The organism is Ramlibacter aurantiacus (assembly GCF_016722895.1).
GTDB classification, from domain to species: domain Bacteria; phylum Pseudomonadota; class Gammaproteobacteria; order Burkholderiales; family Burkholderiaceae_C; genus Ramlibacter; species Ramlibacter aurantiacus.
Window position 1 is genome coordinate 13,107 of record NZ_JAEQNA010000013.1, and the last position, 26,290, is coordinate 39,396.

Consider the following 26,290-nt stretch of genomic DNA (forward strand, 5'->3'; position numbering starts at 1 on the left):
AACGGCCCTTAAGTGGACGCGTCCGGAGAGCGTCGCTGGCCGGTGGTCGTCGCCACCCCGGCGCACCGTGGGCTGATCGGCCCCCTGAGTTACCGAAGTGAGCTGGCACTCTCGCCGGGAGCTTTGGTCCGCGTCCCGCTGGGTCGGCGGGAAGTGCTGGGCATCGTCTGGGACGACCCGGAGGACTCCATCGAGCCGCACCCCGGCGAGCGCCCCGTGTCGGCCCAACTCACCGGCGTGGCGCCGCTGGGTGTGGCTTGGCGGCGACTGGTGTCTTTCGCGGCCTCGTACTACCAGCGCGGCCTGGGCGAGGTCGCGCTGGCGGCCCTGCCGCCCCAGCTGCGCGACCTGAGCGCCGAGCAGCTCGCGAGACGTTTGCGTCGGCGCCCGGGGCATGACGCCCCCCCGACGACGAGCCTGGGCTGCGCTCCGCCACTCACCGAGCAGCAGCAGCAGGCCCTGGACCGCATCGAGCAGGAGCCCGGCCCGTTCCTGCTCTTCGGCGCCACCGGCAGCGGCAAGACCGAGGTCTACCTGCACGCGGTTTCCCGCGCACTGCAGTCCGATCCGACCGCCCAGGCCCTGGTCATGGTCCCAGAGATCAACCTCACGCCGCAGCTGCTCGCGCGCTTCACCGAACGCTTCGGCCTCGACCAGGTGGTGGCGATGCACAGCGGCCTGACGCCGGCGCAACGGCTGCGCGGCTGGCTGGCGGCACATGCAGGCGAGGCCCGCATCGTGCTCGGCACCCGCATGGCGGTGTTCGCGTCCATGCCATCGCTGCGCCTGATCGTCGTCGACGAAGAACACGACCCCAGCTACAAGCAGCAGGAAGGCGCACGCTACTCGGCGCGCGATCTCGCCGTGCTGCGGGGCCGGCTGGAAGGCGCACGGGTGCTGCTCGGATCCGCCACCCCCTCACTGGAGAGCTGGCAGGCGAGCGAAAGCGGCCGCTATCGGCGGCTGGAGATGCCGGCCCGCATCGGCGCCGGATCTCTCCCCGAGGTCCGGCTGGTCGACATGAACCTGCAGCCGCGCCAGACCCTGCTGTCCTCGGCGCTGCTGGAGGCGATCGGCGAGCGCATCCAGCGTGGCGAGCAGAGCCTGATCTTCCTGAACCGGCGCGGCTATGCCCCGGTGCTGGCGTGCACCGCCTGCGAGTGGAAAAGCAGCTGCCCCCGCTGCAGCGCGTTCCGCGTCTTCCACAAGCTCGACCGCAGCCTGCGCTGCCACCACTGCGGGCATGCGGAGCGCGTCCCCCGGGCCTGCCCGGACTGCGGCAACGTGGACATCGCGCCGATGGGTCGCGGCACCGAGCGGCTGGAGGAACACCTGTCCGAACTGCTGCAGGGCGTGCAGGGGGTCGGGTCCGACGGCCAGCCGCGGCCGGTGCGCATCGCGCGGATGGACGCCGACAGCACGCGTGGCAAGGGCGCCCTCGAGGCGCAACTGGAGCAGGTGCACGCCGGCGAAGTCGACGTGCTGGTGGGCACGCAGATGATCACCAAGGGGCACGACTTTCGCCGCATCACCCTGGTGGCCGCGGTCAACCCCGACTCCGCGCTGTTTTCCAGTGACTTTCGCGCCCCCGAGCGCTTGTTCGCGCTGCTGATGCAGGCGGCCGGGCGCGCCGGCCGCAACGCCGCACAGGCCGCCTCCAGCCAGATGTGGGTGCAGACCTTCAACCCGCGCCATCCCCTCTTCGCGGCGCTGCGGCGCCACGACTACCCGGGCTTCGCCCATGGCCAACTGGAGGAGCGCCGCGTTGCCAGCATGCCGCCCTTTGCGTTCCAGGCGCTACTGCGCGCGGAAGCCAAAACCCAGCAGGCCGCGCTCGCCTTCCTGCAAGCGGCCCGCGAGGCGACCGCCGGCTTGCCGGGCGCCGAGTACGTGACGCTGTATTCCCCCGTTCCGATGGCCGTGCAGCGCGTGGCCGATATCGAGCGTGTGCAGCTGCTGGTCGAAAGCGACGCGCGCCCGGCGCTGCAGCGCTTCCTGGCCGCCTGGCAGCCGGTGCTGCACGCGCTACGCGAACCGGGAATGGTCCGCTGGGCGGTGGACGTGGATCCGCTGGCGGTCTGAGCAGGCGGCCGTCAACTCTCGCTGGCATCCTCGCCACGCAGCCGCAACGCCGCCTGGTAAAGCGCGTTGCGGTGGCCGCCCGTGGCCTGTGCGGCGATGCGCACCGCCGTCTTCACCGGCAGCTCCGGCAGCAGCAAGGCCAGCAGGTCTTCGCCGGCGTCGCTCGGCTGGGCCTGCGCCCACGGATGAAGCACCACCGCGAACTCACCTCGGCTGCGTGCCGCATCGGCTGCGAGCCAGCCGGCCATGGCCTCGCAGGGCATCGTCTGCACCTGCTCGAACTGCTTCGTAAGCTCGCGTCCGACCGTGAGCGGGCGATCGCCCAGCACCGCCAGCGCCTTGGCCAGCTCGCCGATCCGATGGGGCGACTCCAGGAGCACCACCGCGCGCGGCTCGTGTCGCAGCGCCTCCACCGCCGCAGCGCGCTCGCCGGCCTTGCTGGAGAGGAAGCCGCCAAAGACGAAGCCGCTTGCGTCGGCCTGCCAGGCGCCGGCCACGCTGAGCGCCGCGGTCACGCTGCTGGGGCCGGGCACCGGCACCACGCGCTGTCCCGCCGCCTGCACCGCCGCCACCAGCCGCGCGCCCGGATCACTCACCGCTGGCGTGCCCGCATCGCTGGCATAGACCACCCGTCCGCCCGCCGCGAGCCGCTGCACCACCTGCTGCGACGCTTCGGCTTCGTTGTGCTGATGCAGCGCGATCCAGCCTCCTGCAGGCCGCTCCAGGCCCAGCGCGCGCAGCAAGGCCTGCGTGTGGCGGGTGTCCTCGCAGGCGAGCGCATCGGCGATGGACAGCACGTGCAGGGCCCGCAGGCTGATGTCGGCCAGGTTGCCAATCGGCGTGGCCAGGACGTACAGCGCCCCCTGCGGATAATGCTGCGACCCCGCCGCCTCGCGTGCGGCCTTCAGTGCCAAAGCATACGAAGCGCTCAATGAAACTCCCGGTGTGGTTGGCAGTCAGCACCCGGCAGGCCGGACAAGCCGCCGAGGACCTCGCACTCGCCCATTTGCAATCGGCCGGCCTGCGGCTGGTGGAGCGCAATTATCGAACCCCGGGCCGCGGCGGCGGCGAGATCGACCTGATCCTGCGCGAGCGCGACGGCACGCTGGTCTTCGTCGAAGTGCGCCACCGCGCCAGCCGCGCCTTCGGCGGCGCGGCGGCCAGCGTGGGCGACACCAAGCGGCGGCGCGTGGTGCTGGCGGCGCGGCATTACCTGATGCGCCTGGCCGCTCCACCGCCCTGCCGCTTCGACGTGGTGGCCGTGGAAGGCCAGCGCATCGAATGGCTGCGCGGCGCCTTCGACGCGGGCTCCTGAACGGGGGCCGCGCAGGGGCGACGGTTATCATGCGCGGTCATGCTTGAACAACGGATTCAACAGCAGTTCATCGACAGCGCGGATCTGAAATACCAGGCCGCGCAGACGCTGACCAAGCCCATTTCGGCGGCCATCCAGGCCATGCTGGCCTGCGTCACCAGCGGCGGCAAGGTGCTGGCCTGCGGCAACGGCGGATCGGCTGCCGACGCGCAGCACTTCTCGGCCGAATTCGTGGGGCGGTTCGAGCGGGAACGCCCCGAGCTGGCGGCGATCTCGCTGACCACCGACACGTCCATCCTCACGGCCATCGCCAACGACTACCACTTCGACCAGATCTTCGCCAAGCAGGTACGCGCCCTCGGCCAGCCCGGCGATGTCCTGCTGGCCATGTCGACCAGCGGCAACTCCGCCAACGTGCTGACCGCCATCGAAGCGGCGCATGAGCGGGAGATGACCGTGGTGGCCCTCACCGGTCGAGGGGGCGGTCGGATGGCCCAGGCCCTGCGCGAGACCGACGTCCATATCTGCGTGCCGCACGAGCGCACCGCCCGCATCCAGGAGGTGCATCTGCTGACCCTGCACTGCATCTGCGACGGTGTCGACGCCCAACTGCTTGGCGATCAGGAATAGTTCCCGAATGAAACACATGCAACGCCTTCTGCTTTCCACCCTCTGCGCCACCGTGCTGGCCGGCGGCCTGACCGCCTGTGCGCCGTTGGTGCTCGGCGGCGCCGCCATGACCGCGCTGGTGGCCATGGACCGCCGCACCTCGGGGGCCCAGCTGGAAGACCAGGGCATCGAGATGCGCGCCGCCAGCCAGGTGCGGGCCGTGCTCGGCGATCGCGGCAACGTGAACATCACCAGCTACAACCGGCAGGTACTGCTCACCGGTGAGGTGCCCGAACCTGCGCAGCGGCAGCTGGTCGAGGATGTGGTGGCCAAGGTCGAAAACGTCCGGGGCGTGGTCAACGAGCTGGTCGTGGGTTTCCCCAGCAGCCTGACCCAGCGCTCGTCGGACACGCTGCTCACGGGCCGCGTACGCGCGGCCCTGGTCGATGCGCGCGACCTGTCCGCGCCGGCGTTCAAAGTGGTGACGGAACGTGGAAGCGTGTATCTGATGGGCCGCGTGACGCAGCGCGAAGCCGATCGCGCGGGCCAGGTGGCGCGCAATGTTTCGGGTGTTCAGCGCGTGGTGCGCATCTTCGAAATCATCAGCGAGGACGAACTCGGTCGCATCACCACGGTGCGGCAGCCGGCCGCCTCCCAGGCACCCGCCCCCGTGAGCCGCTGACCGCTCCGGCGCAGGCCAGGGCGCTTCAGCGGCGGCGACTCAACGAAGCCGCTTGATCAGGCTGGACGTGTCCCAGCGGCTCCCGCCAAGGGTTTGTACGTCACCGTAGAACTGGTCCACGAGTGCCGTGACCGGCAGCCGGGCCCCATTGCGCCTGGCCTCCTCCAGCACGAGGCCGAGGTCCTTGCGCATCCAGTCCACCGCGAAGCCGAAGTCGAACTGGTCGTCGATCATGGTCTTGCCGCGGTTGTCCATCTGCCAGCTCTGAGCGGCACCCTTGCCGATCACCTCCAGCACCTGGCGCATGTCCAGGCCCGCCTTCTGCCCGAAGGCGATCGCCTCCGCCAGTCCCTGGACCAGGCCGGCGATGCAGATCTGGTTGACCATCTTGGTCAGTTGCCCCGCGCCCACCTCGCCCAGGCGGGTGAAGGCCCGCGAGTAAGCCAGCGCCAGCGGGCGGGCGGCGTCGAAAGTGTTCGCGTCGCCGCCGCACATCACGGTGAGCTGCCCGTTCTGCGCGCCGGATTGGCCACCGGACACCGGCGCGTCCATGAACTGCAGACCCAGCGCCTGCGCCTGCGCGTGCAGCTCGCGCGCCACGTCGGCCGACGCCGTGGTGTGGTCGACCAAGATCGCGCCCTTGCGCATGCCGGCGAAGGCGCCATCAGGCCCCAGTACCACCGAGCGCAGGTCGTCGTCGTTGCCCACGCAACAGAAGACGAGGTCGCATCCCGCGACGGCCTCGCGCGGCGTGGGCGCCGAGCGACCGCCGAACTCCTGCGTCCAGGCCTGTGCCTTGGCAGGGCTTCGGTTGTAGACGCTGACGGCGTGTCCCGCGCGCGCCAGGTGGCCGGCCATGGGGAAGCCCATCACGCCGAGGCCGAGGAAGGCCACGGATCGGGCCGGGGTGGATTCGTAGGTGCGGGGGTTGATGCTGCTCATGCCGCCATCCTAGAGGCAGTCAGACGATGGCCAGGTGCTCGGTGCCGGCGGCCAGGTTCTGCGACTTCGCGCGCCGGCTGTTGAGCTTGATCTGCAGCCGCAGGTCGTTGACCGAATCGGCGTTGCGCAGTGCGTCCTCGTAGCTGATCACGTCGGTTTCGAACAGGTCGTAGAGCGCCTGGTCGAAGGTCTGCATGCCCAGGTTGCCGCTCTTTTTCATGACCTCCTTGATGGCGGTCACCTCGCCCTTGAAGATGAGGTCGGCGATCAGCGGCGAGTTCAGCATGATCTCCACCGCCGCCTTCCGGCCCTTGCCGTCCTGCCGCGGAATCAGCCGCTGCGAGACCAGGGCCCGCAGGTTCAACGACAGGTCCATCAGCAGCTGCGACCGACGGTCCTCGGGAAAGAAGTTGACGATGCGGTCCAGCGCCTGGTTGGCGCTGTTGGCGTGCAGCGTGGCCATGCACAGGTGCCCCGTCTCGGAGAACGCGATCGCATGTTCCATGGTTTCGCGGTCGCGGATCTCGCCCATCAGGATCACGTCGGGAGACTGGCGCAGCGTGTTCTTCAGCGCCGCCTCCCAGCTGTCGGTGTCCAGGCCCACCTCGCGCTGCGACACCACGCAGTTCTTGTGCGGATGGATGAATTCCACCGGATCTTCGATCGTGATGATGTGCCCGTAGGAGTTTTCATTGCGCCAGTCGATCATGGCCGCCAAGGTGGTCGACTTGCCCGACCCGGTGCTGCCCACCAGCACGCACAGCCCGCGCTTGCCCATGGCCACTTCCTTGAGCACCGGCGGCATGCCCAGGCCGTCGATCGAGGGCAGCGACTGCGGGATGACCCGCAGGACCATGCCGACCTTGCCCAACTGCACGAAGGCGTTGACGCGGAAGCGGCCGATGCCCGCCGGCGAGATGGCGAAGTTGCACTCCTTGGTGCGCTCGAACTCGGCGCTCTGCCGGTCGTTCATGATCGAGCGCGCCAGCGCCAGGGTATGGGCACCGGTCAGGGGCTGCGGGGACACCTTGGTGAGCTTGCCGTCCACCTTCATGGCCGGCGGGAAGTCTCCGGTGATGAACAGGTCGCTGCCATTGCGACTGATCATGAGCTTCAGCAGGTCATTGATGAACTTGCTGGCCTGGTCTCTTTCCATCCCTCGGCCTCAGCGGGCGTTGTCGGTCACGCGGGCACTCACGGCCCGCAGGCGCAGCGACAGCTTGCGCGCGAGCAGGCCGACCAGGCTGGCGGCGAGCGCCGGGTCGTTGGCCATCATCTCGTCGAGCGCGCGCGGGTCCATGACCGCCACCTCGCACTCGGTGAGGGTGATGCAGTGCGAAAAGCGCGACCCGCTGTCCAGCAGCGACATCTCCCCGAGCATGTCACCCGGTCGCGCCTCGGCCAGGCGCACATGTTCGCCCCAAGGCTGGACACGGTCGACCGCCACACTGCCGGAGAGCAGCACCACCATCCAGTTGCTGTATTCGTCCTGACGCACGATGTCGCGGTCCGCCGGCACCACCGCGTACTCGAAGAACCGCTCCATGCGCTCCATCGCCTCGGGCGACAGGCGGCTCATGAACTTGTCCTTGCTCCACAGGCCTCGCAGCAGACGGCCACCCTGGCTGGCGGGGATTCGGCGGGCGCCCACCTCCACAGCCCGCGCATCCCAGGGCACCAGCATGCCGGCATCCAGGCCCTGCTCCATGAAGGCGGTGGAGAACATCAGCGAATCCGTGCCCTCGCCGGGTGCGGGGCCGCGGCCCGATCGCTTGAACAGTCCCAATACGCTCTTCATGGTCGTTCTCCTCCTGGGGTGTGGTGGCCGACGGTGGTCACCCGACGAAGTTTTCTGGAATCTTGGCCTTCGAACGCGCCTCGGCAGAGCTGATCAGGTTGCGCTTGACCAGGTCGGTGAGGCACTGGTCCAGCGTCTGCATGCCGTAGGCGTTGCCGGTCTGGATGGACGAGTACATCTGCGCCACCTTCGCTTCGCGAATGAGGTTGCGGATGGCGGGGGTGCCGATCATGATTTCATGCGCCGCCACCCGCCCCGAACCGTCCTTGGTCTTGCACAGCGTCTGTGAGATCACCGCCTGCAGCGACTCCGAAAGCATGGCGCGCACCATTTCTTTTTCTTCGGCCGGAAAGACGTCGATGATCCGGTCGATGGTCTTGGCGGCGCTGGACGTGTGCAGCGTGCCGAACACCAGGTGGCCGGTCTCGGCGGCCGTCATGGCCAGGCGGATGGTCTCCAGGTCGCGCATCTCACCGACCAAGATGGCGTCGGGGTCCTCGCGCAGCGCGGAACGCAGCGCAGCGGCGAAGGACAGCGTCATGTTGCCCACCTCGCGCTGGTTCACCAGGCACTTCTTCGACTCGTGCACGAACTCGATCGGGTCTTCCACCGTGAGGATGTGGCCGTACTCAGTCTCGTTCAAGTAGTTGATCATCGCCGCCAGCGTGGTCGACTTTCCCGAGCCGGTGGGCCCGGTGACCAGCACCAGGCCTCGCGGCTTGAGCGCCAGATCGCCGAAGATCTTGGGCGCGTTGAGCTGCTCGAGCGTGAGGATCTTCGAGGGGATGGTCCGGAACACCGCGGCCGCGCCGCGCTGCTGGTTGAATGCGTTCACCCGGAAGCGCGCCAGTCCTTCGATCTCGAACGAGAAGTCGCATTCCATGAACTCCTCGTACTGCTTGCGCTGGCTGTCGTTCATGATGTCGTACACCATGGCATGGACCTGCTTGTGGTCCAGGGGCTCGACGTTGATGCGCCTCACGTCGCCATGCACCCGGATCATGGGAGGAAGGCCGGAGGACAGGTGCAGGTCCGACGCCTTGTTCTTCACGCTGAAGGCGAGCAGCTGGGTAATATCCACGGATCTTCTTCCCGTAACGGTTCAGTTGGCCGTGGGATTATGACGAGCATTGCAGCCAACCTCCAAAGGGTAAGAGAGCGCATCGGCCTGGCCTGTGCAGCCGCGCAACGCGACCCTCGAGAGGTTGCCCTGCTGGCCGTTTCCAAGACGCAGCCGGCCTCGGCCGTGCGCGAAGCCGCGGCGGCGGGGCAACGGGCGTTCGGCGAGAACTACGTGCAGGAAGGCGTGGACAAGCAGCGCGAACTGGCCGGACTCGGCCTGCAGTGGCACTGCATCGGGCCGCTGCAATCGAACAAGACGAGGCAGGTGGCCGAGCACTTCGACTGGGTGCACGGGGTGGACCGGCTGCGCATCGCGCAGCGGCTGTCACAACAACGGCCTGATTCCCTGCCCGCCCTGAATGTCTGCATTCAAGTGAACCTGGAAGACGCCCCGACCAAATCGGGGGTGACGGGAGCCGAGGCGCTGGCACTGGCCCGCGACGTCGCGGGCCTGCCGCGGTTGGCGCTGCGCGGAATCATGCACATCCCGGAACCGGCCGCCGATTTCGAGCGGCAGAAGGCGGTCCATCTGCGCGCACGTGCGCTGTTCGACGACTTGCGCGCGGCAGGCTTCGAGCTGGACACCCTCTCGATGGGCATGAGCGATGACCTCGAAGCGGCCATCGCCGCCGGCAGCACCCTGGTACGGGTGGGCACGGCGATCTTCGGCGAACGCGCTCGCGCCGCCGCTGGTTGAATCAGCCCGCCACCGCCTGCCGCACCGCGCGTTCCCACTGCGCCATTCGCTCGGCGGCACGGTCGCGGCCCCAGGCCGGTTCAAAGACCCGCTCGCGCTGCCACAGGCTGGCGATCTCGCCCTCGTGCGACCACACGCCGGTGGCCAGGCCGGCCAGGTAGGCCGCGCCCAGCGCCGTGGTCTCGGCCACCTGCGGACGCACCACCGGAATCCCCAGCAGGTCCGCCTGGAACTGCATCAGCAGGTCGTTCACGCTCGCGCCGCCGTCCACCCGCAGCTCGGACAGGGGCGCCGCACCCGCGGCCGCGGCATCGCGGCTCATGGCTTCCAGCAGCGCGGCACTCTGGCAGCCGATGCTCTCCAGCGCCGCGCGCGCGATGTGGGCCAGGGTGGTGCCACGGGTCATGCCGGTGAGCGTGCCGCGCGCATCGGGCTTCCAGTAGGGCGCCCCCAGCCCGGTGAAGGCCGGCACCAGCGACACGCCGCCCGCATCGGGCACGCTGGCGGCAAGCGCCTCGATGTCGGCGCTGCGGCTGATGGCCCGCAGGCCGTCGCGCAGCCACTGCACCACGGCACCGGCCACGAAGACACTGCCTTCCAGCGCGTATTGCGCCTGGCCTGCGGCCTGGGCGGTGCGGGTGGTGACCAGGCCGTTGGCCGAGGCCTGGAAACGGTTGCCGGTGTGCATCAGCATGAAGCAGCCGGTGCCATAGGTGTTCTTGGCCATGCCGGGCGCGAAACACGCCTGCCCGAAAAGCGCGGCCTGCTGGTCACCCGCAATGCCGGTGATGGGCACCGGCGCGCCGAGCAGATCGGCGCGTGCCGTGCCGAACATCGAACTGGACGCTTGCACCCGTGGCAGCAGCGCGGGCGGAATGTCCAGCCGCGCCAGCAGCTCGGCGTCCCAGTCGCTGCGGTGCACGTCGAACAGCATGGTGCGCGAGGCATTGCTCACGTCGGTCGCGTGCACCGCCCCGCCCGTGAGTTGCCATAGCAGCCAGCTGTCCACCGTCCCGAAGGCGAGCTCACCTCGCTCGGCGCGCGCGCGCAGCCCGGGCACCTGCTCCAGCAGCCAGGCAATCTTGGTCGCCGAGAAGTAGGGGTCGATCACCAGCCCCGTGCGCTCGCGCACCAGCGGCTCCAGGCCGTCCTCACGCAGGCGCGCGCACAGCGGTTCGGTGCGCCGGTCCTGCCAGACGATGGCCGGATGCACCGGCTGGCCCGTGGCGCGGTCCCAGACCAGCGCGGTCTCGCGCTGGTTCGTGATGCCGATGGCGGCCAGCTCGCGGGCTGCGACGCCCGCCTGGGCCAGGGCCTGCCGGGCGGTGTCGAGCTGGCCGCGCCAGATCTCGATGGGATCGTGCTCGACCCAGCCGGGTTGCGGGTAGGACTGCGGCAGTTCAAGCTGCGCCTGGGCCAGCGGGCGGCCGTCGGCGTCGAAGACGATGCTGCGCGAACTGGAGGTGCCCTGGTCCAGGGCAAGCAGGTAGGTCATGGGCGGGCCTGACGGGACAGCGGCGACAGCCGCATGCTATCCCGCGGCGGCGCGCCTAACGCTCGGGCTCGTTGTCCGATGGGGCCGCGCTGTCGGCGGCGCGGACCTCCGCCGAGGTGGGCAGGGCTTCGAGCTTCATCGTCGACTCGTCGTCCGACGCCACGGCATGTCCTTTCAGGAGGGTGCGGGCCGTGAGCTTCTTCCTCACCTTGCCGCGCCCAATGCTGCCGTGCGAGTTCCACTCCGAGGCGTCGCTCGCCCTGAACTTGTCGCTCATCCTGTCACTCCTGCTTCTTGGGTTGGGACCGCCCCATCATGGAACGAAGCGGCACCCGGCAAGCGCAGCCGTCCCTGGCCGCCTGCAAACAGCACCGGCGACGTGACAAATTAGGCGATAGGTACAAGCGCCTGCGCCGCGTCCGACAACAGGCAGATGCCCCAGCCGACGCGGCGCAGGCGCTGCCCATCCCACACTGCCCTCCACTCAACCACTTGTTCAGCCCACAGGAGGGCACATGGCCTACAGCAGCATCCTGGGTGCCGATCCGGCACCCACACAAGCCAGCGGTCGCGACGCCGACGCACTCGGCCCCAGCGACAGCTCCGACACCGGCAGCGATGCCATCGGCACCGGCGAGATCCACGGCGACAGCGACGCCGCGGGCACCGGCGAGCGCGGCGCCGTCTTCGGCCCAGACGCCGTCGAAGGCGGCGACATCAGGCCGGACCATGTGGTGAACGTCGCCGGCAACGGCGACGGCTTCCCGGAAGCCGACCCCGACAGCACCGAGTTCACCGATCTCGACAGCGACAGCGACGGCGAAGGGGAAGACGAGGACGACGAGGAGCCTCCGCGTTGAGCCTGGCTCGCCGGCGACCCGAATCCGCCGCCGCCCGGCAGCGCCGCATCGATGCCGCGCTGCGCGACGTCTTCCACCTCACGCGACTGCGCCCCGGGCAGCGCCTGGTGATCGAGCGCGTGATGGCCGGCCGGTCGACCCTGGCCATCATGCCCACCGGCGCCGGCAAGTCGCTGTGCTACCAGTTGCCCGCCGTGCTGCTGCCGGGCCGCACCGTGGTGGTGTCGCCGCTCATCGCGCTGATGAAAGACCAGTGCGAGCGCCTGCGCCAATGGGGCGTGCAGGCGGTGCAGATCAACAGCGGCATCGACAGCGACGAGGCGAACGCGGCGCTGGCCGCGCTCGAGGATGGCAGCGCCCGCGTGGTCATGCTCACGCCCGAGAAGCTGGCTGAACCCGGCTTTGCGCAGTCGCTGGCGCGACACGCCACCAGCTTGCTCGTGGTCGACGAGGCCCACTGCATCTCCCAATGGGGCCACGACTTTCGGCCGGCCTTCCTGGACATCGGCGCCGCTGCGCGGGCGCTCGGACGGCCGCCGGTGTTGGCGCTGACCGCCACCGCCACCGACGAGGTCGCGCAGGACATCGGCCAGCAACTGGGCATCGCAAGCGGCGACATCGTGCACACCGGGTCCTACCGGCCCAACCTCGCGCTCGAGGTGGAGCTGCTCGCGACCGAAGAAGACAAGCTGGCGCGCGCGCTGCAGCTGGTCGCAGCCCGTGACGGCAGCGGCCTGGTGTACACCGCCACGGTGAAGGCGGCACAGGCGCTTTACGAGGCGCTGCTGGCGGCCGACGAGAAGGTCGGCCTGTACCACGGCAAGCTGCCCGCCGCGGCCCGGCGCGAGGCGCAGGACGCATTCATGTCCGGCGCCCACCGCGTGATGGTCGCGACCAACGCGTTCGGGCTGGGCATCGACAAACCCGACATCCGCTTCGTGCTGCACTACCAGCTGCCTTCCGGACTGGAGGCCTACTACCAGGAAGCCGGCCGCGCCGGCCGCGACGGGCAGGCGGCGTTGTGCACGCTGCTCTTCTTGCGCAGCGACAAGGCGGTCCAGCAGTTTTTCATGGCTGGCCGCTACCCCACCGACGAGGACGCCGTGGCCTTGTACGAGGCGCTGCGCGATCGGCCGAGCGACGCGGGCGCCGGGGGCTGGACCCTGCCGCTGCTCCAGGCCCGGCTGGGCCGTCCGCGCGCCAAGCTGCAGGTGGCGCTCGGTCTGATGCGCCGGCGCGGCATCGTCCAGGTCGATTCGCAAGGGCTGGTCACGCTGCGCCAGGGCCGCATGGATGCCGCCACGCTGCGCCAGCTGATGGCGGCCTATCGCGACAAGCGCGAACAGGACCGCGAGACGCTGGAGCGGATGGTGTTCTACGCCCAGACCGGCCAGTGCCGCTGGCGGCTGCTGCTCGAGCATCTCGAAGGTGAAGCCGGCATCGAGTCCTGCGGCCACTGCGACAACTGCGTGCGGCGGCGCGCGCTGCAGCAGCAGCAATCCGACGCCCCCGACGAGAACGCACCGCACCCCCCCGCGACGCGACAGCCCATCTTCGCACCCGGTGACCTGGTCCAGGTGCGCCGCTACGGCCGGGGCGAGGTGCGCGAGGCCACCACGCTGGAGATCACCGTCGCGTTCGCCGACGGAACCGTGCGCAGCTTCCAGCCGGAGTTCGTCGCCCGCAGCCGGGCGCGCGGCAGCCGTCCGGCCGCCATCGCATGATGGTGGCGCTTCAGCGCACCAGCGTGGAAGCGCCGAACAGGCTGTCGATGAACTCCACCGCGAGTTCGGCCGTGCGGTTGCGCACGTCCAGCGCGGGGTTGATCTCCACCACGTCCATCGAGGCGAACTGCCCGCTGTCCGCGATCATCTCCATGCACAACTGCATTTCGCGGTAGGTGGGGCCGCCGCGCACGCCGGTGCCCACACCGGGTGCGTCCAGCGGGTCGAGGCAGTCGAGGTCGAAGCTCACATGCAGGTGCGTGTTCTCGTGCACGTCGTGCAAGGCCTCGGCCATGGTGTTGCGCATGCCGTGCTCGTCGATGTGCCGCATGTCGAACACCTGCAGCCCCAGCGTGCGGATCGCCTGGCGCTCCTCGTTGTCCACGCTGCGGATGCCGATGAAGTCGATGTCCGCCGGCCCGATGGCCGCACGCTCGCCACTCCATCCGACCAGGCTGGCCGGCCCCAGGCCGAGGAGGCAGGCCACCGGCATGCCGTGCAGGTTGCCGCTGGGGCTGATGGTCTCGTTGTTCACGTCGGTGTGCGCATCCAGCCAGATGACGCGCAGGTTCTTGCCCTGCCGGCGGCAATGCCAGGCGATGGCGCTGATCGAGCCGATGGCCAGGCAGTGGTCGCCGCCCATGAGCAGCGGGAACTCGCCTCGCCCCAGGGCCGCGTCCACCGCGTCGTAGACGAGCCGGTTCCAGGCGACGACCTCGTCGAGATGCCGCAGCCCGCCCTGCGGCATCTGCCCGGGGTTGGGCGGTCCGGCCAGGTTGCCGTGGTCGGCGACGCTGAAGCCGCGCCTGCGCAAGGCATCCACGATGCCGGCGACGCGCAGGGCGTCGGGCCCCATGCTGGCGCCACGCACGCTCGCACCCACGTCCGTGGGCGCACCGATCAGGGCGATGGGTCGGGGGTTCATGCGCCGCATTTTGAGGCGCTTGCGCGGCGCCGTGGGGCGCCGGGGCTCGCTATTCGGCGGTGACCAGCATCAAGGCCGCCTCCACGCGGGCCAGCTCCGGCGACAAGTCGTGCAGGTACACCGGGGGCTCGGGAGGATGCTGCAGCAGGCCGCCCTCAACGGCTTGCAGCACAACGCGCGCATCGAGCAGGGCGTGGAGGATGAGCTTGAGCTCATCGGAGGTGAACTGCGGCGAAAGGGCCGTGGACATGAAGCGGCAGTTTGGACCGCCACCGGTTCGGCCGGAATAGCCCCCTTGAGCCATCTTGGTGAACGCCGGTAACCGAAGCAGCCACCCAGCGCCGGCACGGTCGCTGGTTCAGGCCGTCACCCGGCGCAGCTGGAACGCGGCCAGGCGCTCGCCCACCTTCGTGCCCCGCGCGTTCGCGATCGCCTCGGATCGCCAGGGCCGCAACTCCTCTCGCTGGCGCAGGTCGAGCCAGCCGAGCTGGTCGAGCACCGCGACGGTGGCGGCGAGTGTGGCGAGTCGGCTGCCATCCGCCACCTTGACCGCGATGGCCTGGCCGCGGCTGCGGCTGGCCAGGACCTGCACGCCATCGGCACCGCCCTTGCTGATCCAGTCACCGCGACCCGCCCGCGCGAAGGCCAGGTCGCCCTGCCCGGTGCCGCTGATCAACTCGGGATGCCGGGTCATGGCCTCGACCATCGGAGCGAACGCGGCTCCGAACTCGGCATCGTCGGCGCCGAGGGCCAGCCGGGCATAGGCCCGGGCCAGGCGTGACAGGGGCATGGCGTAGTTGGGCGCCGAGCAGCCGTCGGTGCCCAAGCGCAGTTGATCGGGCGACAGCTCGACCACACGGGCCACCGTGCGACGGATGGCCTGCTGCAGCGGATGCCCCGGCGCCAGGTAGTTGCCGAGGGGCTGGCCCTGCTGGACGCACCAGGCCAGGAAACCGGCGTGCTTGCCGCTGCAGTTGTGATACCGGGCATCGAGCGATGCCGGCATGGGACCGAGGCCGCGTTCGACGAAACCGGGCGTGTGGCAGCCGCATTGCAAGGCCGATGGGCTCAAGCCGGCGCGTGCCAGCAGCGTATCCACCTGCGCCAGGTGCATGGGCTCACCGCTGTGACTGGCGCAGACGATCGCCACCTGCCCGGAGGAGAGGCCGAAACGCCCGATGCCGCCGGATTCGACCAGGGGCAGCGCCTGGAACGGCTTCAGCGTCGATCGGGTGAAACTGAGCCAGTGCGGATCACCCGCGCAGGCGAGCAACTCGCCGCGCGCGTCGCAAACGGCCACGGCACCCTGGTGCAGGCACTCCAGCGTGCCGCCGCGATAGCTCTCGATCAGGGGGACCAGCGCCGACATGCCCGGATTGTGGCTCGCCCGCTGGCCGATCGAACGACGGGCCGGGGCTCGCGCGGATGCGCGCCGGTAACGAGGAAGAAAGGGCTGGTGCTCAGCGGCGCTGGCCGCCGGGGGGACCTGGGGGACGACGGTCCGGGAGGTGGCGGAACATGATGCGCCCCTTGTTCAGGTCATAGGGCGACAGCTCCAGGGTGACGTCATCGCCGGCAATGATGCGGATGTGGTTCTTGCGCATCTTGCCGCCGCTGTAGGCAACCAGTTCGTGTCCGTTCTCGAGGATCACCCGATAGCGTGAATCCGGCAGCACCTCCGCCACGCGGCCCCGCATCTCAATCAATTCTTCCTTGGCCATGACAACCTTTATGCATGCAACCCTCCCGTGCCCCTGCACGAGAGCCTGAGTCCGCTTGTGGCGGCGCCGCCTGCAACGCGGCGAGCCCTGAATTCTAGGCGGATCGCCAGGGCCTTCACTCCGGACAGTCCCTCAGGCAGGAGGGTCCGTCGCCCGGTTACGTCAACCAGGACACGGCTGCCGAAAAGGTGAAGAACGCCGCTGCCGTGGTCAGCAGAATGATGCGCGCGATACGGCCCGTGTCCGCCTCGAATCGCTCGGCCAGCAGGGCCACGTTGCTGGCGCTCGGCAGGGCCGCGGCCAGCACCAGCACCACCAGCGCGAAACGTTCCAGCGGCAGCCCCAGCGCGATGGCCGCCGAGCCCAACGCGAGCACCAGGACGGGGTGCAGCAGCAACTTCGCCAGGGCCACCGGCACGTAGTCGCGCGCCGGCATCGACGCCTGCTCGCTAGCCGCGCCCAGCGCCTGTGAGCGGGCCAGCACGGCGCCGATCGTGAACAGGGCCACCGGCGATGCCGCATCGGCGAGCAGCGCCACGGTGGCCATCAAAGGCGCGACGGGCCGCAGGTCCAGCGCCGAGGACAGCCCGCCCAGCAGGATGGCCCAGGGCAGCGGGTTCACGGCCATGCTGCGAAGCGCCCGCCGGGCCGCCTGCGCGGCGCCCTGCTGGCCGGCCCCATCCAGCCGCGACAAGGCCACGCACACGGAGGTGGTGATCACCATGTCGATCAGGATGGTGGCGATCGCCGGTCCCGCCGCGGCGGCGCCGAGCAGGGCGACCAGCAAGGGCACCCCCATGAAGCCGGTGTTGGGAAAGGCCGCCACCAGTGCACCGAAGGCGGCATCGTTCCAGCGGATCCGGGCATTCAGGCTGAAGGCCAGGGTCAGGCCGACCATCAGCAGCGCGCCGGGCAGCCAGACGATGAACACCGCCGGGTCGAACAGTCGCGCGATCGGCGTGTCGGCGCCGAAGCGGTACAGCATGGCCGGGAGCGCGAAATACAGCACGAAACCGTTCAATCCGCCGATCGCCTCGATCGGCAGGAAACGCCAACGGGCGGCGAGATAGCCGCACAGGACCAGCGCGAAGAAGGGGAAAGTGACCTGGAGAATGGCAAGCACAGCCATATTCTCGACGCCCGGCCTGACTCTGCCTCGCCGCTATCATTCGCCGCTTTCCGCAGCTTCCTCCGCCCACGATGTCCGGCCTCAATCTCGCGCAACAGGAAGCGGTCAATTACCTGCACGGCCCCTGCCTGGTACTGGCGGGTGCCGGCTCCGGCAAGACGCGGGTGATCACGCACAAGATCGCCCGCCTGATCCAGGCCGGCCTGTCGGCCAAGCGCATCGCCGCCATCACCTTCACCAACAAGGCGGCCAGCGAGATGCGCGAGCGCGCCAAGGGCTTGATCGGGCGCGAGGCCAAGGACGTGGTGGTCTGCACCTTCCATGCGCTGGGGGTGCGCATGCTGCGCCAGGACGGCGCCACCCTGGGCCTGAAGCCGCAGTTCTCCATCCTCGACAGCGACGACGTCACGTCCATCATCAAGGATGCCGGCGGCACCACCGACGCGGCCACCGCGCGCCAGTGGCAGTGGGCCATCAGCCTGTGGAAGAACATGGGCCTGAACGCGGCCCAGGCCGAGGCCCAGGCCAAGGACGACAACGAACGCGTCACCGCGCGCATCATGGCCCGCTACGAAGAGCGCCTGGCGGCCTTCCAGAGCGTCGACTTCGACGACCTGATCGGGCTGCCGCTCAGGCTGCTGCGCGACCACCCGCAGGTGCGTGCCAGGTGGCAGCAGGACCTGGGCCATGTGCTGGTGGACGAATACCAGGACACCAACGCCACCCAGTACGAGTTGCTCAAGCTGCTGGTGGGCGAGCGCGGCCGCTTCACCGCCGTCGGCGACGACGACCAGTCGATCTACGGCTGGCGCGGCGCCACCCTGGACAACCTGCGCAAGCTGCCGGTGGATTACCCGCAGCTCAAGGTGATCAAGCTGGAGCAGAACTACCGCTCCACCAGCGCCATCCTGCGCGCGGCGAACAACGTCATCCAGCCCAATCCCAAGCTGTTTCCCAAGACCCTGTTCTCCGAGCTCGGCGAGGGCGAGCCGGTGCGGGTGGTCGACTGCGACAACGAGGAGCACGAGGCCGAGCGCGCGGTGGCGCGCATCCAGTCGATCCGCGCCAACGGCGCGCACAAGGAGTGGAAGGATTTCGCGCTGCTGTACCGGGCCAACCACCAGGCGCGCATCTTCGAGCAGGCGCTGCGCAAGGCGCAGATCCCGTACAAGGTGTCGGGCGGGCAGAGCTTCTTCGACCGCGCCGAGATCCGCGACCTGTGCGCCTGGCTGCGGCTGTGGGTGAACAACGACGACGACCCGGCCTTCGTCCGATCGGTCACCACGCCCAAGCGCGGCATCGGCCATCAGACGCTGGCCAGCCTGGGCACCTTCGCCAGCCAGTACAAGCTGAGTCTGTTCGAGGCGCTGTTCTCCTCGTCGCTGGGGTCGGTGCTGAACGCCCGTGCGGTCGGCAGCCTTCACGAGTTCGGCCGCTACGTGAACGACCTCGCCTGGCGCGCCGGCCGAACCCTGGGGGCCGAGGACGCACGCGCGTTCCTGTCCGAGTGGCTCAGGGACATCGGCTACGAGCAGCACCTGTACGACAACGAGGAGAGCGAAAAGCTCGCCGCGAGCCGCTGGAACAACGTGCTCGAGTTCTGCGACTGGATGGCCCAGCGCTGCGGCGGCCAGATCGATGACGCGGCCGGCGTGTCGGTGGCCAGCGAGAAGAAGAGCCTGCTGGAAGTGGCCCAGACCATCGCGCTGCTGTCCACGATCAGCGAGCGCGAGCAGGACCAGAACGTGGTGACGCTCTCGACCCTGCACGCCTCCAAGGGGCTGGAGTGGCCGCACGTGGTGCTGGTCGGCTGCAACGAAGGGCTGCTGCCTTTCAAGCTGGACGACGACGATGGCAAGGCGGGCGCCGCCAACGAATCCATCTTGCAGCGTCTCCAGGAGGAGCGGCGGCTGATGTACGTCGGCATCACCCGGGCGCAGCGCTCGCTGGCCGTGAGTTGGGTCAAGAGGCGCAAGAAGGGGCGCGAGGTGGTGGCCGGGGTACCCAGCCGCTTCATCGCCGAGATGGCTCTGGACAAGGCGACCATCAAGGAAGACCCGCGCGAAAAGCTCAAGGCCCTGCGGGCCGAGTTCGCGGCGCGCAAGGCCTTGGGGGCGGCCGGCCCCGGGTAGGACCGGCCGGTCGCCGGATCAGACCACGCCCTGCGCCAGCATGGCGTCGGCCACCTTCACGAAGCCGGCGATGTTGGCGCCGTCCACGTAGCTCACGCTGCCGTCGGCACGGGCGCCATGGCGCACGCACATCTGGTGGATGCTGCACATGATCTCGTGCAGCCGGGTGTCGACTTCCTCGCGCGGCCAGGACAGGCGCATCGCGTTCTGGCTCATCTCGAGGCCCGAGGTGGCCACCCCGCCGGCGTTGCTGGCCTTGCCCGGGGCGAACAGCACGCGGTGCTCCTCGAACACCTTGACCGCCTCCAGCGTCGAGGGCATGTTGGCCCCTTCGGCCACGCACTTGACGCCGTTGCGCACCAGGGTGTGCGCGTCTTGCTGGTCCAGCTCGTTCTGGGTGGCGCAGGGCAGCGCGACATCGGCCGGCACGCCCCAGGGCTTGGCGCCGGCGTGGAACGGTACCTTGGCCCGCTCGGCGTAGTCGCTCACCCGGCCGTACAGATGGTTCTTGACCTCCATCAGCTCGGCCAGCTTGGCCGCCGTGAAGCCCTGCTCGTCGACCACGGTGCCGCTGCTGTCGGACACGGTGATCACCTTGGCGCCCAGGGCCATGGCCTTCTCGATGGCGTACTGGGCCACGTTGCCCGAGCCGGACACGCTCACGCGCAAGCCCTCGAAGCTCAGGCCCTTGGTCTTGAGCATCTCCTCGGCGAAGTACACGGTGCCGTAGCCGGTGGCTTCCGGCCGGATCAGCGAGCCGCCGAAGGACAGGCCCTTGCCGGTGAACACGCAGTCGGCCCGGTTGGTGAGCTTCTTGACCATGCCGGCGATGAAGCCGACCTCGCGGCCGCCCACGCCGATGTCGCCGGCCGGCACGTCGGTGTCGGCGCCGACATGGCGGAACAACTCGGTGGCGAACGCCTGGCAGAAGCGCATCACCTCACCCGGGCTGCGACCCTTGGGATCGAAATCGGATCCGCCCTTGCCGCCGCCCATGGGCAGCGTGGTCAGGGCGTTCTTGAAGGTCTGCTCGAAGGCCAGGAACTTGAGGATCGACAGGTTGACCGAGGGGTGGAAGCGCAAGCCGCCCTTGTAGGGGCCGATCGCCATGCTGTGCTGGATGCGCAAGCCCTTGTTCACCTCCACGTCACCGCGGTCGTTGATCCAGGACACGCGGAACATCACCACCCGCTCGGGCTCGACCAGCCGATCGAGCAGGCCCTGCTCGGCATAGCGCGGATGCTCCGCGATGAAGGGCCAGAGGCTCTCGATCACCTCGGATACGGCTTGCAGGAATTCCGGCTGACCCGGGTTGCGGTCGGCCACGTGGGCCAGGAAGTCGTGGCTGGAAGCGTATTTCATGAAGGTGTCCTCTGAGTGGCGTGGCTTGAATGCGGCCGGCATTTTGCCCCACCCGGGTGCACCAGCTTCTGCCCGCCAGCCAACCGCGCACTCATCCGGCGCCTGATGCACCAGGATGTCGCGGAACGCGCCGCATCACAGTGCGAAGTCGTAGCCGATCGTGATGGGCGCGTGATCGGAGAAGCGCTCCTGCTTGTAGATGTGTTCGGCGCGGGCCAGGCCTGCCAGGCTGGGAGTCGCCAGGTGGTAGTCCAGCCGCCAGCCCACGTTCTTGGCCCAGGCCTGGCCACGATTGCTCCACCAGGTGTAGCAGTCGTCGGTCGCCTGCGGCTTGAGTTGCCGGTAGACGTCGACCAGTCCGGTGTCGGACAGCAGCCGGGACATCCAGTCGCGCTCCTCGGGCAGGAAGCCGCTGTTCTTCTGGTTGCTGCGCCAGTTCTTCAGGTCCTCCTGCCGGTGGGCGATGTTGATGTCGCCGCACAGGATGAACTCGCGATCCTTCTTCAGCCGCGCCAGGTGCGGATCGAACCCCGCCAGGAACCGGAACTTGGCCTGCTGGCGCTCCTCGCCCGAGGACCCCGAAGGGAAGTAGGCGCTGATGATCGACAGCTTGCGCGAGGGCGTGTCGAAACGCAGCTCGAGGTAGCGACCCTCGGCGTCGAACTCTCCTCGGTCCCAGCCCGCGATGACGTCGCTGGGCTCGTGGCGGCTGTAGACGGCCACGCCCGAGTAGCCTTTCTTCTGCGCGAAGTGGAAATGGCCCTTCATGCCACAGAGCTCGTCGAAGCGCCCCGTCACGTCGGCCGCCTGGGCCTTGATCTCCTGCACGCAAATACAATCGGCCCGCTCCCTGGCCAGCCAGTCTTCCACCCCCTTGCTCGCGGCGGACCGGATGCCATTGAGGTTGAGGCTGGTGAGCTTGAACAAGGAATTTCCCATGGTCTCAGGTGAGGGCAAGGACCGGCTGGCCCAGGACTTCGTGCAGTTTTCAGTTGAATCGGGGGTGCTGCGCTTCGGGCAGTTCCGGACCAAGGCAGGCCGCGATTCGCCGTATTTCTTCAATGCGGGGCTGTTCGACGACGGACTCAAGCTGGGCCGGCTGGCGCAATTCTATGCACGCCGCATCCTCGACTCCGGCATCGAGTTCGACATGCTGTTCGGCCCGGCCTATAAAGGCATCCCCCTGGCCGCGGCCATCGCCATCGAACTGGCGAGGCTGGGCCGCAACGTGCCCTATGCCTACAACCGCAAGGAAGCCAAGGACCACGGCGAGGGCGGCGTGCTGGTGGGCGCGCCGGTGCGCGGCCGGGTGCTGATCGTCGACGACGTCATGTCCGCGGGCACCGCCGCGCGCGAATCCATCGCGCTGATCGAAGCCGCCGGCGCCAGGCCGCATGCGATGGCGATTGCGCTGGACCGCCAGGAGAAAGCCACCGAAAACGGCCAGGACGTGGACCACAGCGCCGTGCAATATGTGCGCGACCGGCTCGGCCTGCAGGTGTGCGCCATTGCCAGGCTGACCGACCTGCTGGAATATCTGCGACGCCACGCCGGCGATTCGCTCGGCGCGCACCATGCCGCCGTGCTCGCCTACCGACAGCGCTTCGGCGTGGACGACCAGGACACCTAGTGCGATTCACCCCCCACGCCATCGCGGCCACCGTGGGCCTGCTGCTCTCGACAGCCGCATCGGCCCAGGCCATCTACACCTGCGTCGACGGCGCGGGCCGCCGCATCACCTCGGACCGCCCGATCCTCGAATGCATCGACCGCGAGCAGCGCGTGCTCAATCCCAGCGGCACGCTGCGCGCCCGCATCCCGCCGTCTTACACGGCGGCGGAGCGGGCCGCGCTGGAAAAGGCGGCCCGCGAGGAGGCCGAAGAGCGCGGCCGCATCGTCGAACAACGCCAGCGCCAGCGGGCACTGCTCACGCGGTATCCCAATCAGGAGGTGCTGGACCGGGAACGCGCCGCCGCGCTGGCCATCGTCGACGACGTGATCGCCACCGCGACGCAGCGCTCCGCCAGCCTGGTGGCCGAGCGCCGCAAGCTCGAAAGCGATGCCGCGACCCACGCCCGCGATCCCGAGCGCATGCCGGGCACGCTCAAGCAGGCGATCGAGGTGAACGACCGGCAGCTGGCATCGCAGGAGCGCTATATCGCCGAGCAGCGCGAGGAGCGCCAGCGCGTGCAGGAACGCTTCGACGACATGCAGCGGCAGCTGAACCTGCTGTGGGCCCAGCAGAACGCCGGCCGCAACGACTGACCCGCGCGGCCGCCGTGGCCGCAGCCCCCCGTCAGGCCAGCTTGCGCCGCAGCAGCTCGTTGACCTGCCCCGGGTTGGCCTTGCCCTTGCTGGCCTTCATGACCTGCCCCACCAGCGCGTTGAAGGCCTTGTCCTTGCCGGCCTTGAATTGCGCCACGTTGTCGGGGTTGGCGGCGATGACCTCGTCGACGATCTGTTCCAGCGCGCCGGTGTCGTTCATCTGGCGCAGCCCCTTGGAGTCGATCACCGCATCGACCTGGGTCGCCTCGCCGGTCCAGAGCGATTCGAACACCTGCTTGCCGGCGTTGTTGGAGATGGTGCCGTCGGCGATGCGCCCGACCAGGGCGGCCAGCGTCACCGCGTCCACCGGCGCCTGTTCGATGCCGATCTCGGCGGCATTGAGGCGACGCGACACCTCGCCCATGATCCAGTTGCTGGCCAACTTGGCCTGGCCGCTGGCGCGCGCGGCCTGCTCGAAGTAGACCGCCATCTGCTTGCTCTGGGTGAGCGTCGCCGCGTCGTACTCGGGCAGTCCGTACTCGGCGACAAAGCGGGCGGCCATGGCCCGGGGCAGCTCAGGCATCGAGCCTCGCACCTGCTCGACCCAATCGGCTGCGATCACCAGCGGCGGCAGGTCGGGGTCGGGGAAGTAGCGGTAGTCGGCCGCATCCTCCTTGGTGCGCATGGCGCGGGTCTCTCCGGTGTCGGGGTCGAACAGCACGGTGGCCTGCTCGATCGCCCGGCCGTCCTCCAGCTCCTCGATCTGCCAGCGCACCTCGAAGTCGATGGCCTGCTGCATGAAGCGGAAGCTGTTGAGGTTCTTGATCTCGCGCCGCGTGCCCAGCGGCTGTCCCGGCTTGCGCACCGACACGTTGGCATCGCAGCGGAAGCTGCCTTCCTGCATGTTGCCGTCGCAGATGCCGATCCAGGTGACCAGCTTGTGCAGCTCGCGCGCATAGGCCACGGCCTCGTCGGAGGAACGCAGGTCCGGTTCGGTCACGATCTCCAGCAGCGGCGTGCCGGCGCGGTTGAGGTCGATCCCCGACATCCCCACGAAGTCCTCGTGCAGCGACTTGCCGGCATCTTCCTCGAGGTGCGCCCGCACCAGCCGCACCGTGCGCGGCTCGTCGCCCAGCAGGAAAGACACGTGGCCGCCCTGCACCACCGGGATCTCGTACTGGCTGATCTGGTAGCCCTTGGGCAGGTCGGGATAGAAGTAGTTCTTGCGCGCGAACACGCTGCGTGGTGCGACGTGCGCGCCCACCGCCAGGCCGAAGGCGATGGCGCGCTCCACCGCACCGCGGTTCATCACCGGCAGCGTGCCGGGAAGCGCCAGGTCCACCGCACAGGCCTGGGTATTGGGCTCGGCGCCGAAGGCGGTGGCGGCGCGGCTGAAGATCTTGGACCGGGTGGACAGCTGGGCGTGCGTCTCGAAACCGATGACGACCTCGTAGCCCCGGACCAGTTGGCTGTTGCTCATTCGCTGAACCCTTCCGGGACTCGGGAGTGGAAATCGGTGGCCTGCTGGTACGCGTGCGCGGCCTGCAGCAGGCGGCCTTCGCCGAAATAGTTGCCGATCAACTGCAGGCCCACGGGCATGCCGCCTTCGCCGAAGCCACAGGGAATGCTCATGCCGGGCAGCCCCGCCAGCGAGGCCGGCAGCGTGAAGATGTCGGCCAGGTAGTTGGCGACCGGGTCATCGGCCTTGTCGCCCAGTTTCCAGGCGACGCTGGGCGCCACCGGGCCGGCGATCAGGTCGCAGGACTCGAAGGCCCGGCGGAAGTCGTCGGCGATCATGCGGCGGATCTTCTGTGCCTGCAGGTAGTAGGCGTCGTAGTAGCCGTGCGAGAGCACGTAGGTGCCCACCATGATGCGGCGCTTGACCTCGTCACCGAAGCCCTGGGCACGGGTCTTCTTGTACATGTCCAGCAGGTCGGTGAACTCGCGCGCCCGGTGCCCGAACTTCACGCCGTCGAAGCGCGAGAGGTTGGAAGAAGCTTCAGCGGGGGCAATGATGTAGTAGACGGGGATGGAAAGCTCGGTCAAGGGCAGCGACACCTCGACCAGCTCGGCGCCCAGGCGCCGGTACTCGGCCAGCGCCGCATCGATGGCGGCGCGCACGTCCGGCGCGAGGCCTTCGCCGAAGAACTCGCGCGGCAGCCCGATGCGCAGGCCCGCGAGCGAGCCGCCCAGGGCGCGGGTGAAGTCTTCGGCCGATGCGTCGAGCGAGGTCGAATCCCGGTCCGGATCGGGGCCGCACATCGCCGACAGCAGCAGGGCGCAGTCCTCGGCGGTGCGGGCCATCGGCCCGGCCTGGTCGAGGCTGGAGGCGTACGCGATCATCCCGTAGCGGGAGGCCCGGCCGTAGGTCGGCTTGATGCCGGTGATGCCGCAGAACGCCGCCGGTTGCCGGATCGAGCCACCGGTGTCGGTGCCGGTGGCCGCCGGCGCCAGCCCCGCCGCCACCGCCGCGCCGCTGCCGCCCGAGGATCCGCCAGGAATGCGCGTGGTGTCCCAGGGGTTCTTCACCGGGCCGAAGGCCGAGTTCTCGTTCGACGAGCCCATGGCGAACTCGTCGCAACTGAGCTTGCCCAGCGTCACGGCCCCGGCCTGCGCCAGCCGCGCCACCACGGTGGCATCGAAGGGCGATCGGTAGCCGGCCAGCATGCGCGACCCGGCCGTGGTGGGGAAGCCGCGGGTGACGAAGATGTCCTTGTGCGCGACGGGCACGCCCAGCAGCGCAGCGGGATCGCCCGCCGCCAGTCGCTGATCGGCCTCGCGGGCCTGCGCCAGCGTCACCTCGGCATCGGTGGCCAGGAAGGCGCCCAGGTCGGCATGCCGCTGGATGCGCCCCATGAAGTGCTGCGCCACCTCGACCGCGGAGACCTCGCGGGCCCGCAGCCGTGCGGCCAGCGCGGCCACGGTCATCTGGTGCAGTTCGGTCATTCGATCACCTTGGGCACCAGGAACAGGCCGTGCTCGACGGCCGGGGCGCTGCGCTGGTTGGCTTCGCGCGCGTCAGGCTCGCTGGCCACGTCCTCGCGCAACCGCAGCGCGACGTCTTCGAAAGCGTCCACGGGATGGGCCAGTGGTTCGATGCCGGTGGTATCGACGGCGCGCATCCGCTCGACCAGGCCGAAAAAATCATTGATCTTCGCGCGCATGCGCTCGGCCTCGCCGGGCTGCAGTTCCAGCCTCGCCAGGTGGGCGATGCGGCCGATGTCGTCGGGGGTCAGGGCCATGGGCAGACAAGCCAGGAAAATGCCCGCGCCAGGGGCCGCCAGGGGCCGTGCGCGGGCGGTTGTTCAAAGGGGATCAGGTATTATCCCGCCTTCGCGGTTGACCCGGCCTCGACCGGGCCTTGGCCAGCGGCTCCCGCAAGACCCCAGCACAACGGCCGCAGCAGCGGCCGCTTTCGCGAATCACGAGG

Annotated in this window: 27 protein-coding genes; 10 read left to right on the forward strand and 17 right to left on the reverse strand. The window is 69.2% G+C overall.

Annotated features, from left to right (window positions below):
- Positions 1-12: 12 nt before the first annotated feature.
- Complete coding sequence (locus JI739_RS23130) at positions 13-2,082, forward strand: primosomal protein N' (RefSeq protein ID WP_354003791.1); 2,070 nt, start codon at positions 13-15, stop codon at positions 2,080-2,082.
- An 11-nt stretch (positions 2,083-2,093) separates the two neighbouring features.
- On the opposite strand, the gene rsmI is transcribed toward JI739_RS23130, so the two are convergent.
- Positions 2,094-3,014: a 16S rRNA (cytidine(1402)-2'-O)-methyltransferase gene (gene rsmI / locus JI739_RS23135; RefSeq protein WP_201686389.1), complete on the reverse strand. Its 921-nt coding sequence runs from the start codon at positions 3,012-3,014 to the stop codon at positions 2,094-2,096.
- Here rsmI and JI739_RS23140 point away from each other — a divergent pair.
- From JI739_RS23140 to JI739_RS23150, 3 genes are read left to right on the forward strand one after another with little or no spacing between them, the layout of a single operon-like run.
- Entirely contained in the window at positions 3,014-3,397 is a 384-nt protein-coding gene (locus JI739_RS23140) for a YraN family protein (RefSeq protein ID WP_201686390.1), read from the forward strand. The two genes, rsmI and JI739_RS23140, sit on opposite strands and share 1 nt — an antisense overlap.
- Before the next feature lie 39 nt (positions 3,398-3,436).
- Positions 3,437-4,027: a phosphoheptose isomerase gene (locus tag JI739_RS23145; protein ID WP_201686391.1), complete on the forward strand. Its 591-nt coding sequence runs from the start codon at positions 3,437-3,439 to the stop codon at positions 4,025-4,027.
- Between the two features lie 7 nt (positions 4,028-4,034).
- On the forward strand, positions 4,035-4,688 hold the full coding sequence (locus JI739_RS23150; protein WP_201686392.1) for a BON domain-containing protein: 654 nt from the start codon (positions 4,035-4,037) through the stop codon (positions 4,686-4,688).
- Between the two features lie 39 nt (positions 4,689-4,727).
- Here the strand turns inward: JI739_RS23150 and JI739_RS23155 are convergent, their stop codons facing one another.
- The 4 genes from JI739_RS23155 to JI739_RS23170 are packed head-to-tail and all read right to left on the reverse strand — an operon-like array spanning position 4,728 to position 8,509.
- Positions 4,728-5,630, reverse strand: a complete 903-nt coding sequence (locus JI739_RS23155) for an NAD(P)-dependent oxidoreductase (RefSeq protein ID WP_201686393.1) — start codon at positions 5,628-5,630, stop codon at positions 4,728-4,730.
- A gap of 19 nt (positions 5,631-5,649) precedes the next feature.
- Positions 5,650-6,786, reverse strand: a complete 1,137-nt coding sequence (locus tag JI739_RS23160) for a PilT/PilU family type 4a pilus ATPase (protein ID WP_201686394.1) — start codon at positions 6,784-6,786, stop codon at positions 5,650-5,652.
- A gap of 9 nt (positions 6,787-6,795) precedes the next feature.
- Positions 6,796-7,428 (reverse strand): Crp/Fnr family transcriptional regulator, encoded by a 633-nt coding sequence (locus tag JI739_RS23165; RefSeq protein WP_201686395.1) that lies wholly within the window; start codon positions 7,426-7,428, stop codon positions 6,796-6,798.
- Positions 7,429-7,465: 37 nt separating this feature from the next.
- The gene (locus JI739_RS23170; RefSeq protein ID WP_201686396.1) at positions 7,466-8,509 is read right to left on the reverse strand and encodes a type IV pilus twitching motility protein PilT; all 1,044 of its coding nucleotides are present in this window, start codon (positions 8,507-8,509) and stop codon (positions 7,466-7,468) included.
- Between the two features lie 39 nt (positions 8,510-8,548).
- Between JI739_RS23170 and JI739_RS23175 the strand changes: the two genes are divergently transcribed.
- Positions 8,549-9,247 (forward strand): YggS family pyridoxal phosphate-dependent enzyme, encoded by a 699-nt coding sequence (locus JI739_RS23175; RefSeq protein ID WP_201686397.1) that lies wholly within the window; start codon positions 8,549-8,551, stop codon positions 9,245-9,247.
- Between the two features lies 1 nt (position 9,248).
- Here JI739_RS23175 and glpK read toward each other — a convergent pair whose 3' ends face one another.
- Positions 9,249-10,742 (reverse strand): glycerol kinase GlpK, encoded by a 1,494-nt coding sequence (gene glpK / locus JI739_RS23180; RefSeq protein ID WP_201686398.1) that lies wholly within the window; start codon positions 10,740-10,742, stop codon positions 9,249-9,251.
- Between the two features lie 55 nt (positions 10,743-10,797).
- On the reverse strand, positions 10,798-11,019 hold the full coding sequence (locus tag JI739_RS23185; RefSeq protein WP_201686399.1) for a DUF2945 domain-containing protein: 222 nt from the start codon (positions 11,017-11,019) through the stop codon (positions 10,798-10,800).
- A 238-nt stretch (positions 11,020-11,257) separates the two neighbouring features.
- Here JI739_RS23185 and JI739_RS23190 point away from each other — a divergent pair, with 238 nt between their 5' ends.
- A complete protein-coding gene (locus tag JI739_RS23190) occupies positions 11,258-11,602 on the forward strand; it encodes a hypothetical protein (protein ID WP_201686400.1) in 345 nt (114 codons plus the stop codon).
- A gap of 2 nt (positions 11,603-11,604) precedes the next feature.
- The gene (locus JI739_RS23195) at positions 11,605-13,326 is read left to right on the forward strand and encodes a RecQ family ATP-dependent DNA helicase (protein ID WP_201686457.1); all 1,722 of its coding nucleotides are present in this window, start codon (positions 11,605-11,607) and stop codon (positions 13,324-13,326) included.
- A gap of 10 nt (positions 13,327-13,336) precedes the next feature.
- On the opposite strand, the gene rocF is transcribed toward JI739_RS23195, so the two are convergent.
- From rocF to JI739_RS23220, 5 genes are all read right to left on the reverse strand, one after another.
- Positions 13,337-14,251 (reverse strand): arginase, encoded by a 915-nt coding sequence (gene rocF, locus JI739_RS23200; RefSeq protein ID WP_201686401.1) that lies wholly within the window; start codon positions 14,249-14,251, stop codon positions 13,337-13,339.
- Between the two features lie 49 nt (positions 14,252-14,300).
- On the reverse strand, positions 14,301-14,501 hold the full coding sequence (locus JI739_RS23205) for a hypothetical protein (RefSeq protein WP_201686402.1): 201 nt from the start codon (positions 14,499-14,501) through the stop codon (positions 14,301-14,303).
- 108 nt (positions 14,502-14,609) lie between these two features.
- Positions 14,610-15,620, reverse strand: a complete 1,011-nt coding sequence (locus JI739_RS23210; RefSeq protein WP_201686403.1) for an asparaginase — start codon at positions 15,618-15,620, stop codon at positions 14,610-14,612.
- Between the two features lie 91 nt (positions 15,621-15,711).
- Positions 15,712-15,972, reverse strand: a complete 261-nt coding sequence (gene infA, locus JI739_RS23215) for a translation initiation factor IF-1 (RefSeq protein WP_201686404.1) — start codon at positions 15,970-15,972, stop codon at positions 15,712-15,714.
- Positions 15,973-16,129: 157 nt separating this feature from the next.
- The gene (locus tag JI739_RS23220; protein ID WP_201686405.1) at positions 16,130-17,095 is read right to left on the reverse strand and encodes an AEC family transporter; all 966 of its coding nucleotides are present in this window, start codon (positions 17,093-17,095) and stop codon (positions 16,130-16,132) included.
- Between the two features lie 77 nt (positions 17,096-17,172).
- Here JI739_RS23220 and JI739_RS23225 point away from each other — a divergent pair, with 77 nt between their 5' ends.
- On the forward strand, positions 17,173-19,233 hold the full coding sequence (locus JI739_RS23225) for an ATP-dependent helicase (protein WP_201686406.1): 2,061 nt from the start codon (positions 17,173-17,175) through the stop codon (positions 19,231-19,233).
- A gap of 18 nt (positions 19,234-19,251) precedes the next feature.
- Here the strand turns inward: JI739_RS23225 and gdhA are convergent, their stop codons facing one another.
- Both gdhA and JI739_RS23235 read right to left on the reverse strand, forming a co-directional pair.
- Positions 19,252-20,595 (reverse strand): NADP-specific glutamate dehydrogenase, encoded by a 1,344-nt coding sequence (gdhA, locus tag JI739_RS23230; RefSeq protein WP_201686407.1) that lies wholly within the window; start codon positions 20,593-20,595, stop codon positions 19,252-19,254.
- Positions 20,596-20,730: 135 nt separating this feature from the next.
- Positions 20,731-21,534: an exodeoxyribonuclease III gene (locus tag JI739_RS23235; RefSeq protein WP_236590009.1), complete on the reverse strand. Its 804-nt coding sequence runs from the start codon at positions 21,532-21,534 to the stop codon at positions 20,731-20,733.
- Between JI739_RS23235 and pyrE the strand changes: the two genes are divergently transcribed.
- Together pyrE and JI739_RS23245 are read left to right on the forward strand one after the other, a co-directional pair.
- Positions 21,533-22,225: an orotate phosphoribosyltransferase gene (pyrE, locus tag JI739_RS23240; RefSeq protein WP_201686408.1), complete on the forward strand. Its 693-nt coding sequence runs from the start codon at positions 21,533-21,535 to the stop codon at positions 22,223-22,225. The two genes, JI739_RS23235 and pyrE, sit on opposite strands and share 2 nt — an antisense overlap.
- Entirely contained in the window at positions 22,225-22,860 is a 636-nt protein-coding gene (locus JI739_RS23245; RefSeq protein ID WP_201686409.1) for a DUF4124 domain-containing protein, read from the forward strand. Before pyrE ends, JI739_RS23245 begins: the two co-directional genes overlap by 1 nt.
- A 31-nt stretch (positions 22,861-22,891) precedes the next feature.
- Here JI739_RS23245 and gatB read toward each other — a convergent pair whose 3' ends face one another.
- The 3 genes from gatB to gatC are packed head-to-tail and all read right to left on the reverse strand — an operon-like array spanning position 22,892 to position 26,102.
- Entirely contained in the window at positions 22,892-24,340 is a 1,449-nt protein-coding gene (gene gatB, locus JI739_RS23250; RefSeq protein WP_201686410.1) for an Asp-tRNA(Asn)/Glu-tRNA(Gln) amidotransferase subunit GatB, read from the reverse strand.
- On the reverse strand, positions 24,337-25,806 hold the full coding sequence (gatA, locus tag JI739_RS23255; RefSeq protein ID WP_201686411.1) for an Asp-tRNA(Asn)/Glu-tRNA(Gln) amidotransferase subunit GatA: 1,470 nt from the start codon (positions 25,804-25,806) through the stop codon (positions 24,337-24,339). Before gatA ends, gatB begins: the two co-directional genes overlap by 4 nt.
- The gene (gene gatC, locus JI739_RS23260) at positions 25,803-26,102 is read right to left on the reverse strand and encodes an Asp-tRNA(Asn)/Glu-tRNA(Gln) amidotransferase subunit GatC (RefSeq protein WP_201686412.1); all 300 of its coding nucleotides are present in this window, start codon (positions 26,100-26,102) and stop codon (positions 25,803-25,805) included. Before gatC ends, gatA begins: the two co-directional genes overlap by 4 nt.
- Between the last annotated feature and the right edge of the window lie 188 nt (positions 26,103-26,290).

Excerpts from the sequence above, each read along its gene's own strand:
- JI739_RS23140 (WP_201686390.1), top strand. The coding sequence starts at position 3,014 with ATGAAACTCCCGGTGTGGTTGGCAGTCAGCACCCGGCAGGCCGGACAA.
- JI739_RS23145 (WP_201686391.1), top strand. The coding sequence starts at position 3,437 with ATGCTTGAACAACGGATTCAACAGCAGTTCATCGACAGCGCGGATCTG.
- JI739_RS23150 (WP_201686392.1), top strand. The coding sequence starts at position 4,035 with ATGAAACACATGCAACGCCTTCTGCTTTCCACCCTCTGCGCCACCGTG.
- JI739_RS23155 (WP_201686393.1), bottom strand. The coding sequence starts at position 5,630 with ATGAGCAGCATCAACCCCCGCACCTACGAATCCACCCCGGCCCGATCC.
- JI739_RS23160 (WP_201686394.1), bottom strand. The coding sequence starts at position 6,786 with ATGGAAAGAGACCAGGCCAGCAAGTTCATCAATGACCTGCTGAAGCTC.
- JI739_RS23165 (WP_201686395.1), bottom strand. The coding sequence starts at position 7,428 with ATGAAGAGCGTATTGGGACTGTTCAAGCGATCGGGCCGCGGCCCCGCA.
- JI739_RS23175 (WP_201686397.1), top strand. The coding sequence starts at position 8,549 with ATGACGAGCATTGCAGCCAACCTCCAAAGGGTAAGAGAGCGCATCGGC.
- glpK (WP_201686398.1), bottom strand. The coding sequence starts at position 10,742 with ATGACCTACCTGCTTGCCCTGGACCAGGGCACCTCCAGTTCGCGCAGC.
- JI739_RS23185 (WP_201686399.1), bottom strand. The coding sequence starts at position 11,019 with ATGAGCGACAAGTTCAGGGCGAGCGACGCCTCGGAGTGGAACTCGCAC.
- JI739_RS23190 (WP_201686400.1), top strand. The coding sequence starts at position 11,258 with ATGGCCTACAGCAGCATCCTGGGTGCCGATCCGGCACCCACACAAGCC.
- rocF (WP_201686401.1), bottom strand. The coding sequence starts at position 14,251 with ATGAACCCCCGACCCATCGCCCTGATCGGTGCGCCCACGGACGTGGGT.
- JI739_RS23205 (WP_201686402.1), bottom strand. The coding sequence starts at position 14,501 with ATGTCCACGGCCCTTTCGCCGCAGTTCACCTCCGATGAGCTCAAGCTC.
- JI739_RS23210 (WP_201686403.1), bottom strand. The coding sequence starts at position 15,620 with ATGTCGGCGCTGGTCCCCCTGATCGAGAGCTATCGCGGCGGCACGCTG.
- infA (WP_201686404.1), bottom strand. The coding sequence starts at position 15,972 with ATGGCCAAGGAAGAATTGATTGAGATGCGGGGCCGCGTGGCGGAGGTG.
- JI739_RS23225 (WP_201686406.1), top strand. The coding sequence starts at position 17,173 with ATGTCCGGCCTCAATCTCGCGCAACAGGAAGCGGTCAATTACCTGCAC.
- gdhA (WP_201686407.1), bottom strand. The coding sequence starts at position 20,595 with ATGAAATACGCTTCCAGCCACGACTTCCTGGCCCACGTGGCCGACCGC.
- pyrE (WP_201686408.1), top strand. The coding sequence starts at position 21,533 with ATGGTCTCAGGTGAGGGCAAGGACCGGCTGGCCCAGGACTTCGTGCAG.
- JI739_RS23235 (WP_236590009.1), bottom strand. The coding sequence starts at position 21,534 with ATGGGAAATTCCTTGTTCAAGCTCACCAGCCTCAACCTCAATGGCATC.
- gatB (WP_201686410.1), bottom strand. The coding sequence starts at position 24,340 with ATGAGCAACAGCCAACTGGTCCGGGGCTACGAGGTCGTCATCGGTTTC.
- gatA (WP_201686411.1), bottom strand. The coding sequence starts at position 25,806 with ATGACCGAACTGCACCAGATGACCGTGGCCGCGCTGGCCGCACGGCTG.
- gatC (WP_201686412.1), bottom strand. The coding sequence starts at position 26,102 with ATGGCCCTGACCCCCGACGACATCGGCCGCATCGCCCACCTGGCGAGG.